This is a genomic window from Mycobacterium sp. OAE908 (assembly GCF_017872775.1).
Classification (GTDB): domain Bacteria; phylum Actinomycetota; class Actinomycetes; order Mycobacteriales; family Mycobacteriaceae; genus Mycobacterium.
In genome coordinates this window covers 5,011,650-5,025,375 of record NZ_JAGGJL010000001.1, presented here as the reverse complement: position 1 = coordinate 5,025,375, position 13,726 = coordinate 5,011,650, and the positions used below count along the sequence as shown (strand labels likewise).

14 protein-coding genes are annotated in these 13,726 nt (G+C 66.6%); 7 read left to right on the top strand and 7 right to left on the bottom strand.

Annotation, left to right across the window (positions count from 1 at the left end; all coding sequences use genetic code 11):
* Positions 1–27: 27 nt before the first annotated feature.
* Positions 28–807, bottom strand: coding sequence for a crotonase/enoyl-CoA hydratase family protein (locus tag J3E61_RS24780; RefSeq protein WP_210085328.1), 780 nt, complete (start codon positions 805–807; stop codon positions 28–30).
* Between the two features lie 20 nt (positions 808–827).
* Here J3E61_RS24780 and J3E61_RS24775 point away from each other — a divergent pair, with 20 nt between their 5' ends.
* From J3E61_RS24775 to J3E61_RS24755, 5 genes are read left to right on the top strand one after another with little or no spacing between them, the layout of a single operon-like run.
* Entirely contained in the window at positions 828–1,415 is a 588-nt protein-coding gene (locus tag J3E61_RS24775; protein ID WP_210085327.1) for a TetR/AcrR family transcriptional regulator, read from the top strand.
* A 25-nt stretch (positions 1,416–1,440) separates the two neighbouring features.
* Positions 1,441–1,947, top strand: a complete 507-nt coding sequence (locus J3E61_RS24770; protein ID WP_210085685.1) for a DUF402 domain-containing protein — start codon at positions 1,441–1,443, stop codon at positions 1,945–1,947.
* Positions 1,948–1,976: 29 nt separating this feature from the next.
* Positions 1,977–2,921, top strand: coding sequence for a non-homologous end-joining DNA ligase (gene ligD, locus J3E61_RS24765; RefSeq protein WP_210085326.1), 945 nt, complete (start codon positions 1,977–1,979; stop codon positions 2,919–2,921).
* Positions 2,921–3,817: a non-homologous end-joining DNA ligase gene (ligD, locus tag J3E61_RS24760; RefSeq protein ID WP_210085325.1), complete on the top strand. Its 897-nt coding sequence runs from the start codon at positions 2,921–2,923 to the stop codon at positions 3,815–3,817. The genes ligD (J3E61_RS24765) and ligD (J3E61_RS24760) overlap by 1 nt, the downstream gene beginning before the upstream one ends.
* Positions 3,810–4,580 (top strand): Fpg/Nei family DNA glycosylase, encoded by a 771-nt coding sequence (locus J3E61_RS24755; protein WP_210085324.1) that lies wholly within the window; start codon positions 3,810–3,812, stop codon positions 4,578–4,580. Before ligD (J3E61_RS24760) ends, J3E61_RS24755 begins: the two co-directional genes overlap by 8 nt.
* A gap of 63 nt (positions 4,581–4,643) precedes the next feature.
* Here the strand turns inward: J3E61_RS24755 and J3E61_RS24750 are convergent, their stop codons facing one another.
* Positions 4,644–6,452: a PE family protein gene (locus J3E61_RS24750; RefSeq protein ID WP_210085323.1), complete on the bottom strand. Its 1,809-nt coding sequence runs from the start codon at positions 6,450–6,452 to the stop codon at positions 4,644–4,646.
* Positions 6,453–7,203: 751 nt separating this feature from the next.
* Between J3E61_RS24750 and J3E61_RS24745 the strand changes: the two genes are divergently transcribed.
* Positions 7,204–7,764, top strand: a complete 561-nt coding sequence (locus J3E61_RS24745) for a hypothetical protein (protein WP_210085322.1) — start codon at positions 7,204–7,206, stop codon at positions 7,762–7,764.
* Here the strand turns inward: J3E61_RS24745 and J3E61_RS24740 are convergent, their stop codons facing one another.
* Together J3E61_RS24740 and rpsA are read right to left on the bottom strand one after the other, a co-directional pair.
* Positions 7,765–8,925 (bottom strand): dephospho-CoA kinase, encoded by a 1,161-nt coding sequence (locus J3E61_RS24740; protein WP_210085321.1) that lies wholly within the window; start codon positions 8,923–8,925, stop codon positions 7,765–7,767.
* Between the two features lie 11 nt (positions 8,926–8,936).
* Entirely contained in the window at positions 8,937–10,382 is a 1,446-nt protein-coding gene (gene rpsA, locus J3E61_RS24735; protein ID WP_192720484.1) for a 30S ribosomal protein S1, read from the bottom strand.
* A gap of 191 nt (positions 10,383–10,573) precedes the next feature.
* On the opposite strand from rpsA, the gene J3E61_RS24730 reads away from it, so the two are divergent.
* On the top strand, positions 10,574–11,758 hold the full coding sequence (locus J3E61_RS24730; protein ID WP_210085320.1) for a PrsW family intramembrane metalloprotease: 1,185 nt from the start codon (positions 10,574–10,576) through the stop codon (positions 11,756–11,758).
* A gap of 7 nt (positions 11,759–11,765) precedes the next feature.
* Here the strand turns inward: J3E61_RS24730 and J3E61_RS24725 are convergent, their stop codons facing one another.
* Genes J3E61_RS24725 through J3E61_RS24715 form a run of 3 tightly spaced genes read right to left on the bottom strand, consistent with a single transcriptional unit; the run spans position 11,766 to position 13,692 of the window.
* Entirely contained in the window at positions 11,766–12,344 is a 579-nt protein-coding gene (locus J3E61_RS24725; protein WP_210085319.1) for a TetR/AcrR family transcriptional regulator, read from the bottom strand.
* Complete coding sequence (locus J3E61_RS24720; protein WP_210085318.1) at positions 12,341–13,189, bottom strand: NAD(P)H-binding protein; 849 nt, start codon at positions 13,187–13,189, stop codon at positions 12,341–12,343. The genes J3E61_RS24725 and J3E61_RS24720 overlap by 4 nt, the downstream gene beginning before the upstream one ends.
* Positions 13,186–13,692 carry a nuclear transport factor 2 family protein gene (locus tag J3E61_RS24715; protein ID WP_210085317.1) on the bottom strand — a complete coding sequence of 169 codons (507 nt, stop codon included), beginning with the start codon at positions 13,690–13,692 and terminating at the stop codon, positions 13,186–13,188. The genes J3E61_RS24720 and J3E61_RS24715 overlap by 4 nt, the downstream gene beginning before the upstream one ends.
* Positions 13,693–13,726: the final 34 nt, after the last annotated feature.

Below are 13,726 nucleotides of genomic sequence, written 5' to 3'. Positions count from 1 at the left end.
ACCACCGACATCGGCTGTTCCCCAGGCTCAGGCCCCGGTGAAGCGCGGCTGACGGCGTTCGACGAACGCCTGGATCCCCTCGGCCCCGTCGCTGGTCTTGAACAGGGCGACGACGTCGTCGACGAAGCGGTCCTCGGCGGACCGCTCACCCTCACGGTTTGCACGCTGAGCTGCGATGAGTGTGGTTCGCACGGCCAGCGGCGCCGATCGTGCGGCGATCCGCTCAGCCAGTTCGACGGCGCGCTCGCGCTGCCGTCCCGGTTCGACAACCTCCTGCACCAGGCCGATCCGCAGCGCCTCTGCGGCGTCGAATTCGTCACCGGTCAGCAGCCAGCGCATCGCGTTGCCCCAGCCGGCGTCGCGCGGCAGCCGGGTGGTGGCCCCGCCGAACGGATAGATGCCCCGCTGGACCTCGAGTTGGGCGAACCGGGTATCGGCGCCGGCGATCCGGATGTCTGCGGCCAGCAGGAGTTCGATGCCGAGCGTCAGGCACCAACCGTGGGCGGCGGCGACCACCGGCTTCGTCCACCCCCGGCCGTCATTGCGCCACGGGTTTCGGGCGTCGTCGGGCCAGTCCAGCGACCCATTCATCAGGCGGGGGCCGACTTCGGCAAGGTCCAGGCCGGCGGTGAAGTTGTCGCCCTCCGCGTACAGCACGCCGACGCGCAGGTTGTCGTCGCGTTCCAGGCGTTCGTAGGCGCGGCCCAGCTCCTCGAGCATCTCGACGTCGAATGCGTTTCGCTTTGCGGGCCGGTTGAGCCCCATGTGCAGTATGTGGTCCCGTTCGTCGACTATGACAGTTGGCATAATCTAGAGGCTAGACTATGATGGATGTCATAGCCAGCGATAGCCGAGACCGGATGATTCAAAGCGCCGCTTTGCTGTTCAGAGAGAACGGCTACAGCGGCACGGGTTTTCGCGACGTCATCGAGCACAGCGGAGCGCCGCGCGGTTCGATCTACCACCACTTTCCCGGCGGCAAGGAACAACTCGCGGCGGAGACGATGGCGTGGGCCGCTGGCGTGATCGAGCGGCGCATCGCCCGTGCCGCTGAGGGCGGCGACCCGATCGCTGCACTCGGCATCTTCGTCGACTCCTGGCGAGAGGTGCTCGAAGACAGCAACTTTCGTGCCGGCTGTCCCGTCGTTGCTGTGGCCGCCGAGGCGGACGCCGGGTCAACCGCGACCGATGCGGCCGCCGCCGCGTTCACGCGTTGGCAGGATCTGATCGGACGGAGCCTGCTCGACGCGGGTGTCGGCCGCACCGACGCGCGACGATTAGCTACCACGGTCGTCGCGGCGATCGAGGGCGCGATCCTGCTCTGCCGGGTACGGCGCGACATCCGTCCGCTGCGCGACGTCCACCGCGCGCTGGAGGCGACCCTGCGCACCGCGATTTCCTGGCACAACCGATGACCTCTCGGCCGCCTATGCTGAGAGCATCCACGCGCCAAAGCACGAAACATTTGACCTGGTAGCCCGCACCAACACCGATCCGAAGGGCATCGTGCGGGCCGTTGACGTCTATGCCGTCGAGCCGTGGGGCCTTTACATGGCGCGGCCGGCCCCCGGACGCGCACAGTTTCACTACATCGAGTCCTGGTTGCTGCCGTCTGTCGGCTTGCGAGCCACGATCTTTCACTTCAACCCCGGCCATGAAGTCGATCAGGACTACTACCTCGATGTCGGCCACTACACGCCGGGGACCCACACATGGCATGCCGAGGACCACTACCTCGACCTCGTCGTCCGGACAGGCAAGAGCGTCGAGTTGTTGGACGTCGACGAGCTCCTGACCGCCGTCCGTCACGGCCTGTTGACGCCGGAAACCGGCGAGCATGCGGTGCAGACGGCGGTGTCGGCGATCGACGGGCTGTCCAGGCACGACTACGACTTGAACCGCTGGCTCGCCGAAAGCGGAATGACGCTGACCTGGCGGCCGGCATAGCCCCGTTCCGCGGCGGGTATGCCTCGGTAATGGTTCCCGACTGGCAGTCGCCGACGCTTGCGACGCTCACCGACGAGCGCTTCTCCGACCCCGATTGGATCTTCGAGCGCAAGCTGGACGGGGTGCGGGGCCTTGCCTTCCGCGACGGCAAGCGGATACGGCTGCTGTCGCGAAACCAATTGTCGCTCAACAACACCTACCCTGAGATCGTCGAGGGACTTGCGAAACAGGAGACGTCTCGATTCGTCATGGACGGCGAGATCGTGGCCTTCGAAGGACGACGAACCAGTTTCGAGCGATTGCAGGGCCGCTCCGGCATCACCGATCCCGCCCTCGCCAGGGTGTCGGGCATTCCCGTCTTCTACTACGTGTTCGATCTGATGAACCTGGACGGCGAAGACATCACGGCCTATCCGCTGTTACAGCGTAAAAGACTGCTGCGCAACACCTTCAGCTTCGATGATCCGCTACGCTTCACCACCCACCGAGTCAAGGACGGTGAATCGGCTTATCGCGCCGCTTGCGAGCGCGGCGACGAAGGGGTGATCGCGAAGTTGGCCGAATCGACCTACGAGGGCGGACGGTCGCGCAACTGGCTGAAGTTCAAGTGCAGCCGCGATCAAGAGTTTGTGGTCGTCGGGTACACGGCCCCGAAGGGCAGCCGGGTGGGTCTCGGAGCGCTGTTGCTCGGCTACTACGACGGGGCGGATCTGGTCTATGCAGGCAAGGTCGGCACCGGGTTCGACGACGCGACACTGCGAAAACTGCACGAACAATTGGCGCGTACCGAGCAGACGACGTCGCCCATCACAAGAGGATCGGTCCGCGAGCCGACCGCCCATTGGGTGCGACCGAAATTGGTGGCGCAGGTGGCGTTCGGCGAGTGGACCCGCGACGGCAAGCTGCGCCACCCGCGATATCTCGGCCTGCGTACCGACAAGAGTCCCAACGAGGTGGTGAGGGAGACGCACTGATGGCTGCAAGGTCCCGAGCGGTCGAGATCACCCATCCGGACCGGGTGGTGTTTCCCGACGACGGCATCACGAAGGGCGACCTGGTCGACTACTACTCAGAAATCGCCGATGTCATGGTGCCGCACTTGAAGGGCAGACCGCTCACGTTGTGGCGATATCCCCGCGGCATCGGCCAGCACGGCTTCGTGCAACAGGATTTCTCCGGCACGCTGCCCGAATGGATGGGCTCGGCCGAGGTCACCAAGGAGGGCGGCACGGTCGTACACCCTGTCGTCGATCGTCGCGATGCGTTGGTATGGCTGGCCAATCAGAACTGCGTCACCGTGCATTCGTGGCTGTCGCGGCGCGACCTGCTCGGCGAACCGGATCAAGTCATCTTCGACCTGGATCCGTCGACCGACGATTTTGCCCCGGTGCGCGCGGCCGCCCGAGCCTGCGCCGACGTGCTGCGCGATCTCGGCCTTGCGCCGTACCTGAAGACCACCGGATCGCGGGGGCTGCATGTCGTCACGCCGCTGGCCCGCGGACACGACTTCGATGCTGTCAGGCAGTTCGCCCGCGACGTCGCCGAGGTCGTGGTGGCGGATGATCCCGCACACCGAACGGTCGAGCAGCGCAAGGACAAGCGCGGCGACCGGATCTACGTCGACGTGATGCGAAATGCCTACGCGCAAACCGCCGCGGCTCCGTACACGGTGCGCGCACGACGCGGTGCTCCCGTCGCCACCCCACTGGAGTGGGACGAGCTGAGCGCACGTGGTTTGCGACCTGACCGCTTCACGCTTCGCGACGTGCTGAAACGGGTTGCCGGACAAGGCGATCCATGGGCCGACATGCGTCGGCACGCCCGCTCGTTGACCCGGCCCATCGAACGTCTGTCGAAGCTCAATGCCTGAATTACCCGATGTGGAGGGGTTCCGTCGCGAGTTGGCAGAAAAGCTGCCCGGGCGTGAGGTGCGGGCCGTCGACATGCGTGACCCCGGAGTGTTGCGGAACACCAGCGCGCCCGCGCTGGCCCGCAATCTGATGAAACACACGTTCCGAAAGCCGCGACGACACGGCAAATGGCTGATCCTGCCGACGGATGGTCCCGTTCTGCTGGTTCACAGCGGGATGACTGGGCAGCCGTACTTCGCGGCCGACGGCGCCAACGAAAAGGGATACGAACGGCTTGTGATCGCCCTCGACCGTGGCGAGTTGCGCTATGCCGATCTCCGGAAACTGCGCGGCATCTGGCTGGCCGCCGACGACGACGCGACAGCCGAGGTGATGGGCAAGCAGGGGCCCGATGCGCTCGGACTCGATCTCGCCGGATTCCGCAAGGCGCTCGAGGGGCGCCGCGGAACACTGAAGCCGACCCTGATGGATCAATCGGTGATCGCGGGCCTTGGCAACCTGCTCGTCGACGAGATCTGTTGGCGTGCAAAGGTGCATCCCGGGCGGCCCGTCAGCAGTGTCGATGCGCGCCGAGTTCACGCTGCGATGACGAGCGTTCTGCAGACGTCGGTGCGGCACGGGCGAGTGCCCGGCCTTCCGCGGTGGTTGACGCGCGTTCGCGACGACCCGGATCCGGGCTGCCCGCGCTGTCACACCCGGTTGCGGCGTAGCCGGATCGGTGGCCGAACCACGGTGTGGTGTCCGAATTGTCAACCGCCATAACGGCAATGAGCCCGCTCAGCACCTCGTTGCGGGGCTGAGCGGGCTCACCGTCATGCGCAGCTGTTAGGTGGTGCCGCCGTTACTTCCGTTGGCGCCGTTGCTGCCGTTGGCGCCGTTACTTCCGTTGGCACCGGTGCTACCGGTGCTGCCGGTGTGACCGCCGCCGCCGAGCAGGCCGCCACCGCCACCGGAGCCGCCGGTACCGCCTACGCCGCCCGTGCCGCCGGTACCGCCGACGCCACCCTTGCCGCCCTTTCCGCCGGTGCCCGGTGTTCCGGAGGTCTCGACGTTGCCGCCGTTGCCACCGTTACCACCGTTGCCGCCGGTGGCTCCGGTACCGCCGGTGCCACCTTTGCCGCCGGAACCGCCGTTTCCGCCGATGCCGAGCACGAGGCCGCCGTGGCCACCGCTGCCGCCCGATGCGCCTGCGGAGCCGGCAGAACCGGCCGCACCCGTGCCGCCGTTGCCGCCGTTGCCGCCGGTGCCGCCGGCGTTGCCGGGATCGCCCACGTTCGAGCCGTTCCCGCCATTGCCGCCGTCGCCACCGTTGGCGCCGGTTCCACCGGCGCCACCGTCACCACCATTGCCGCCGGTGCCGCCGCAGCAGTACGGGCCGGTGCCGTTGCCGCCGTCGCCGCCCTTGCCGCCGGCCGCGCCTGCTCCCCCGGTGCCACCCGCTCCGCCGTTGCCGCCGGTCGCGGGGCTGACCGTGCCGACCTCGTTGACCGCGTCGCCACCCTTGCCGCCCGTGCCGCCTGCGACTCCGGTGCCGCCGTTGGCGCCGGGGCCGCCATTGCCACCGAATGCGTCGTCGGTGGAGGGCGGCGAGACGGTGACGTCTGCGCCGTTGGTGCCGGAACCGGCGGTCTGGCCGTTCGGAGTGGGATTCACGCCGTTCGCGCCGGCGGCGCCCGCGCCACCCGTGCCACCGCTACCGCCCGCGCCGATCAGCAGGCCACCGTTGCCGCCGTCACCGCCGACCGCGCCGATACCGCCAGTGCCTCCGTCGCCACCGTTGCCCGCCAGCAGCCCAGGTCCGCTGCCGCCCTTGCCACCTGCGCCGCCGGCTCCGCCGTTACCGCCGTCGCCACCGCTGCCCAGCACCAAGCCACCGGCGCCGCCAGCACCGCCCGCCGCGCCCGTGCCGCCTGCGCCACCGGCGCCGCCGTTGCCGAACAGCCCACCGTGTCCGCCTGCGCCACCGGCCTGACCCGCAGCTCCGTCGGCGCCCTTGCCGCCGCTGCCCCAGAGCAGACCGCCGTTGCCGCCCTTTTCGCCGGGCTCATCGCCGTCGATGCCGTTTCCGATCAGCAGCCCGCCTGGGCCGACCAGACCCAAGAAGGCTCCGCTCGGGCTCGTCAGCGACAGGCCCGACGTCGACAGTGACGCTGCAGAGGCCGAAGCTCCGCCACCGCCCGCCCCACCGACGAGGGATGTCGCAAACGTCGTCGGCGCAAAGAAATTCGCGGCACCGTGCGCCCCGCGTGCATTACCGGAATGCGATACCGCGGCGCCGCCGGGGCTGTCCGACGGAATCAGGCCCAGCACCGCCAGAGGTGACACCGCATCGCCGATCGGAGCGGACGATGCACCCACCCCGCTCGACGTCGGTGCGGCCGCGGCCACGCCGCCACCGAGTGCGGTATCGGACGCGGTCAGTGCCGGCGCATAGACCGGGCCATTGGCACCGCCGGTCGGCGCCGGAGCCTGCTGGCCCGCCGCAACGATGCCACCGGCGGCCCCGCCGCCAACGGCCAGGACGCCCGCCGCCACCGCGGCCGTTATCGCGTTCGGACGGGTGCCCTGGCCCCTCTTGCGGTGCCGCGAGCCGCCCGCCCGCTCTCTCGCAGGCGCGTACACGCCATCGGTCATAACCGAATCTCCCTTCGAGTGATCACTTCGTGAACCTCTTCTCGCTGATAGCTGGCTTTTGCCAACCGCGATCCCCTCGGTGCTGACCCACGGCTCCCTTCCCCGAACCGGCAACGGGTCGCCGGTCGATTTCTTGGTGGGGGCCTTGAGCGAACCTTCGAGATCGAGAGGATAGTAACCGGCGTCGATGGCTTTTGGGTTTGCTGATAGGCAATTCTTTCGATTGCAACTAGTGGAGTTCAACACGCTGGGTGCAAAGCTTGTGACGGGCGCAGGCAATGTGGTAAACGGGCTCGCCGCATCGTATCCGATTGCTCGATTCTGCACAGCTTGACCACCGCGTGCCACCCGTAAGCGACTGCTAATTAATCGATTTCGGTCGAACCGCGAACACCCTTATCGGCAGATCCGTCAATATCTTGTCGATTAATTGCCGTGTGACATAACAGCGCCTATGGGAACCAGTTACGCCGACTGCAAACGCAGATACATCATATTTAGTCAGGCTGTCAAGCGTAACTTCAATGTTGCTAGTGATGATCGAATTTCAATCCCGCTGCTGCGAAATCAGCAAACAATTGCCCCCGCGGGCGCGCCCTCTTCCACCGGCCGTAACGGTCGAGGACGTATGCGCGATGATCTTGTAATGGCAAATAACCGCAGGTCCGCGCCTCACGACGGGGCTATCGAGCGGCCGCCGACCGGCAACCGCGTCGCTGTCACGGCTCTGACGACGGTAAGGTCGGCTGTCATGAGCTCCACCACGCGCGGATGGCTGGCGATCGCCGCTGCTGCGGTCATCGGCGCAGGTGCGCAGTTAACGCCGGCCTCCGCCGTGGCCGACCCCGAACCCGGGCCGCCAGGACCGCAGACTGAAATCCAGCCCGCTCCCGGCGATGGCGTGAAGCACAACATCACGTACCGCGCAAGCGCGACCGGGACGTCGCGGGGCGCAGTTGTCGCGTACAAGATGGACGACCACAACGTCAACAGCGAAACGCCTACGCTGCTGCCGGGACAAACGTTTGAGGTCAACACCGTCTTGGACGACCCCAAACAGGCCGGCATGGAGATCTCGATCCAGTGGCCGTACGGGTCGAATCTGCACTGCGAGATCCTGGCCGACGACCAGATCGTCGCGCAGGCGGATCAGTTCATCGCACCGCGGTTGTTCCACCCGAAGGACGATCCGCTGTACGGCGTGCTGCAATGTGGCGCCCCGCTGGACGCCCCGGTCGCCGGTCAGACGTCGGCGACCGCGCCGCAGCCCGCCGAGCCGCCAGCAGAGGCGCCTGCCCCAGCCGCTACGTAGCTAGGGCCGCCACCCCGTCGTCTCCGCCCATTCCCACGCGCGCTCATACGCGTCGGCGAACCACGGCTCCTTGGCGTCTGCGTAGTCGGGCGCAGACAGCGCCCGACGCTTGGCCGCCAGATAATCCTGTTGCACACCAGGACTCGCGGCCAACCAGTCGCGGAACAGGAGCGCGAACTGCTGAGCCGGCGAGCCGTCGACCCTGAGGTGAATGTTCGCCGGCCTGCCGGGATCGGCCGCACAGTGAATCCGCTTGCGCCACAACGAAGAATCGGCCGTGTGCGGCGTGTCCGCAGTGATGTGCTCGATACGCGGAAACCCGACATGCTCCAGCGCACTGTCGACCTCGTCGGCAACGTCCAGCGACGCCACGGTCACCTGGATGTCGATCACATCCTTGGCGTCCATTCCGGGCACTGCGGTCGATCCGATGTGATCGATCCGTAACGCCTTTGCGCCGCAGGCCATTTCGATGCGCTTGATAATCCTGCGCGCATCGTCGGACCAAGCCGGGCGATAGGGCACGAGCTCGTAGACCGTGGGACCGCACTGCCGGGTGCTGATGTTGTGCGCCAGCGGCAGCACCCGGTTGTGCCAGAGGTCGCGGGCCTTCTCCACGAGCTCACCTTGGGAACCCGAGTTGTCCAGCAGCACATCGGCTATCGCGCGCCGTTGCTCCTCGGGCGCCTGCGCCTTGATGCGCGCCCGCGCGTCGGCCTCGTCCATCCCCCGCTTGATCAGGCGGGTTACTCGGGTTTCGACATCTGCGGACACCACGACGACGAGCGGAAACAACGGCGCCAGACCGGTTTCCACCAACAGCGGGATGTCCTCCACCACCACCGCATCGTCGTGGACAGCGTCGAGGATCTCCTCACGTCGACTTGCCACCAGCGGATGCACGATGCCGTTGAGCTTGGCGCGCTTCTCGTCGTCGACGAACGCCTTGGCCGCCAGGGCGGGCCGGTTCAGTGCGCCGTCGGGCAGCAGGATGTCCTCACCGAACTCCGCGACGAGCTGACCCAGCCCCTCGGTACCGGGTTCGACGACCTCACGGGCGATCACATCGCCATCGACGATGATGCCGCCACATTCTGCGAACGTGGCGGACACCGTCGACTTACCGGCGCCAATACCGCCGGTCAGACCGATGCGAAGCATCGTGCAGGCCGTTAGGCGCTGCCGGCGAGCTTCTCCCGCAGTGCCGCCAGCTGGGCGTCGCTGGCCAGCGACCCACCGGCGGACGGCTCATCGGAGCGCGACGCGCCGTTCGACGACGACGGCCGAGCTGCTTCCTCGGCCTCGGCAGCGGCGAACTTCTCCATCTGCGTGGTGTGCATCTTGTGCCGGCGCTCAGCCTCCGCGTAGCGGGACTCCCACTCCTCACGCTGCTTCTCGAAGCCCTCGAGCCATTCGTTGGTCTCGGCGTCGAAGCCCTCGGGGAAGATGTAGTTGCCCTGCTCGTCGTAGCTGTCGGCCATGCCGTACTTCGACGGATCGAACTCCTCGGTGTAGTCCTCGTTGGCCTGCTTGAGGCTCAGGGAGATGCGGCGGCGCTCCAGGTCGATGTCGATGACCTTGACCATCGCGTCGTCGCCGACCTGGACCACCTGATCCGGGACCTCGACGTGGCGCTCCGAGAGCTCGGAGATGTGCACCAGGCCCTCGATGCCCTCCTCGACGCGGACGAACGCACCGAACGGCACCAGCTTGGTGACCTTGCCGGGGACGATCTGTCCGATGGCGTGGGTGCGGGCGAAGTGCCGCCACGGGTCTTCCTGAGTCGCCTTGAGCGACAACGAAACCCGCTCGCGGTCCATGTCGACGTCGAGCACCTCGACGGTGACCTCGTCGCCGACCTGAACGACCTCGGACGGGTGATCGATGTGCTTCCAGGACAGCTCGGAAACGTGCACCAGACCGTCGACACCGCCGAGATCGACGAACGCGCCGAAGTTGACGATCGAGGAGACGACGCCCTTGCGGATGGCGCCCTTCTGCAGCTGGTTGAGGAACTCGCTGCGCACCTCGGACTGGGTCTGCTCCAGCCAGGCGCGGCGGGAAAGCACCACGTTGTTGCGGTTCTTGTCGAGCTCGATGATCTTGGCCTCGATCTCCTTGCCGATGTACGGCTGCAGATCGCGGACACGACGCATCTCGACCAGCGAAGCGGGCAGGAAGCCGCGCAGGCCGATGTCGAGGATCAGGCCGCCCTTGACGACCTCGATGACGGTGCCCTTGACGGCCTCGTCCTTTTCCTTGAGCTCTTCGATGGTGCCCCAGGCCCGCTCGTACTGAGCGCGCTTCTTGGACAGGATCAGGCGGCCTTCCTTGTCCTCCTTGGTGAGGACCAGAGCTTCGACCTCATCGCCGACGGAAACGACCTCGTTGGGGTCGACGTCGTGCTTGATGGAGAGCTCACGGGAAGGGATGACACCTTCGGTCTTGTAGCCGATGTCGAGCAAGACTTCGTCGCGGTCAACCTTGACGATGGTCCCTTCGACGATGTCGCCATCGTTGAAGTATTTGATGGTCTTGTCGATGGCGGCGAGGAAATCCTCCGCGGAGCCGATGTCGTTGAGGGCTACTTGCGGAGACGTGACGGAGGGACTTGGCATGTGGTGGGTTGCTCCGGACAGGTTCAATCGTAGGGACATGGGAATCTTGTTATTTGGCTCGGCGCGGGCGCCGATATCGTGCTGTGCACCCGCAGCAGAGATCGCAAAACCGCAGACGGGTACCTGTCGAGGTTACTCGACTGTGTACATGCTGGACAAACTCGGCCTCCAGAGCCCGCCGATCATGATCAATGCGCGGCTACGCTGCTCTGGTGTCATCCGCAGGCGCACCACCACCTCCGTATGTGCTCACCCCGCCGTTTCAGCGCAAAATCCGTAAGGTCGGCGCCCCGCTGGCCGTGATCATCCTGCTCGGGACCATCGCCGGGCTGATCGTGATCGGGCTGACCGTCTACAACCCCGTCGGAGCGGGAATCGGATTCGCGCTGTCCAGCACCGTGATGATCGTCGTCGTCCTCGCCTACATCTGGCTGGACCGCTGGGAGCCTGAACCGCCGCGACTGCTTGTCTTCGCCTTTCTCTGGGGTGCCTCGGTTGCAGTCGTGCTGGCTTCGATCATTCAGATTTACGCCGAATCGATGCTCCACCCCGATCTGACGGACACGGAGTCGCCCAGCGCGTTCTCCCTCGTGCTCAGTGCGCCGCTGACCGAGGAAGCCGCCAAGGGCTTGTTCCTGCTGCTCATGATGACCGGCCGGCGCCGCAACGAACTCAACTCACTGACCGACTGCCTGGTGTACGCGGGGCTGGTCGGGGCGGGCTTCGCCTGGCTCGAGGACATCCTCTACATCGCCAACGGCGAATCGGTGTCCGAGTCGCTGCTGACGGCGGCGGTCCGGCTGATCATGGGTCCGTTCGCGCATTCGCTTTTCACCACCATGACCGGCATTGGCGTGTACTTCGCACTGCAGCAGCGCAACGGCGTCGCGAAGGCCGGCTGCGTCGTGCTCGGCTACCTGGGCGCGGTATTCATGCACGGGCTCTGGAACGGCTCGTCGCTGGTGGGCTTCGAGGCGTATCTGCTGGTCTACGCGTTGTGGATGGTGCCGATCTTCGCGCTGGTGATCGCGCTCGGCGTGCACAGCCGACGCCGGGAGCAGACGGTCGTCGCCTCCAAGCTGCCGGGAATGGTGTCGGCGGGCCTCGTCACCCCGAATGAGGCCACCTGGCTGGGCTCTCTGAAGGCCCGCAAGGTCGCGATCACCGAGGCGACCCGGCTGGGCGGCCGGGCCGCAGGCAAGTCGGCGAAGAACTTCGCGGCCCAGGTGGTCGAGCTGGCGTTCGTGCGGGACCGCATCGACCGCGGCTTCGGCGACCAGCGCGTGTTCGCGCTGCAGAACGAGGAGGCCTATCGGCTGTACGGCGCCCGGGCAGCGGCTCCCGTGCTGCAGGGGCTGGCCGGATACCGCGCCTAGGCAGGACCTATCGGGCCATGGAGCAGACCAAGCGGGCGACGCGGCCAAGATGCGCGTCCGTCACCGGACGACCCAGTGCGATGAGGCGCCAGAACACGAGCGCTCCAAGCGCGTCGAGCATGAGGTCCTGATCGGCGGTGGCCGCCAATTCGCCGCGCTCGGCGGCGCGGTCGAGGACGACCTGGGCCCGCGCGCGGCGTGGGCGGCCCACATAGTCCATGAGTGCCTCGGCCAGCACCGGATTGCGCTGCGCCTCTGCGAGGAGATCGGGATAAACGCGGCGGATCCGGGAGTCGTCCAGCCAAGACCGCACCTCGGTGAGGAGCGCCAGCAGATCGCCGTCAAGCGAGCCTGTGTCGGGCACAGGAGCGACGACCACGCTCAGGGTCCGGAGCGCGTCAGCGGTCATCTCGACCTTGGACGGCCACCGACGATAGATCGCACTCTTTCCAACGCCGGCGCGCCGGGCGACGGCGTCCATGGTGAGGCCCCGAAACCCATGCTCGGCCAGGTCGGCCATCACTGCATCGAGTATGGCGGCCGTAACCGCAGTGTCCTGGGGTCTGCCCGGCGCCGACCGGATCATGCTGGTATCCCTGCGTGTTCGCGAAGGTAGTCAGCGAACGAACGTGGCGGCTGTCCGGTGAGCCGTTCGACTGCATCGGTGACTCGGGCTTCCCTGCCGTCGCGTATCCGTTCGTCGAGCACGGCGAGCGCCGATGCGAACCCCAGGTCGTATCCGGCCTGAACGAGGAAGTCGACGTACCGCGCCGTTTCGACTGCACGATGGCGCACCGGGCGCTGGGTGATCGTCGTCATGATCGCCGCGGCATCGTCGTAGCTGATTGCCTCGGGCCCGGTCAGCAGGTGGTCGGTGTTGCCTGCGCGCTCGCACGTGAGCAGGCGAGCGGCGCAGCGACCGATGTCGGCGGCGTCGATGAAGGCCAGCCGCCCACGCCCTGTGGCGGTGACGAATTCGCCCGTCGCGTGAATGCTGTCCGCATGCGGATGGCGCTCGACGAAGTTCTGCATGAACCACGACGGCCGCAGAATCTCCCACTCGGGCAACGTGTTTCGCAATGCCGCGGCCACGACGCCGAGACCCGGATCACCGGCGGCGACCGCAGAAGAACTGAGCATCACCACCCGACGCACACCCATTGATGCGGCTTGGTCCAGGAATGGGCCGACCATCCGGATCGGGTCAGGGTCACCCACTGGAGCGATGAGGTAGATGCGTTCAACGCCATCCAGTGCGCTTCGATGCGTCGACGGATCGGACCAGTCGAACCGCACGTGTTCGAAGGCAGTCGGCGCGATCCTCGCCCGCGTTGCCGTGCGAACCGTCAAGTTTGGATTGCCTGCCAGCTCATCGACAACGGCCGATCCGGTGTTTCCGGTCGCACCGAGCACGAGAACCTTGCCGCTCATTTGGGGCCTGCATCGGTGAACGCGGCGATCATCTCGTCGACACTGCCGAGTGCTGCGCCGGCGGCAAGCGCGTTCCAATAGTCGCGGTAGGCGACGATGCCGTCCGCGCCAACCGTGACGAAGGCGACGTAATCGATGTCGTACGCCCGGCCGGTCGCGTGGGCGATGCCGCTCACTCCCCACTCGACGATGATCGTGTCGGGGTCCGTGGTCTCATGCCGGGTCTGATGGCTCACGCCCCGAACATCGACGATGTCGGTGTAGCCCGCGAGATAGTCGCGAACCTCCTCGCGACCACTCAGCCGCGGCCAGCCGGGCGGCGCGAACGGGAAGGTCATCGTGCCGTCGGCCGCCCATTCGTCGGCGAACGCGTCCATGTCGTGCGCCAACAACGCCGCCTGTAATCGGTCGATCACGGCGTTGGCGCGCTGCCGCCGCGCATCGGCATCCAGGTCGTCATCAATCGGATCTGCTTCGCGTAATACGGGACGGTTTGGTCTCATAATAGGGCGCAACCAGTGCTCAGCAGTGTTTTAT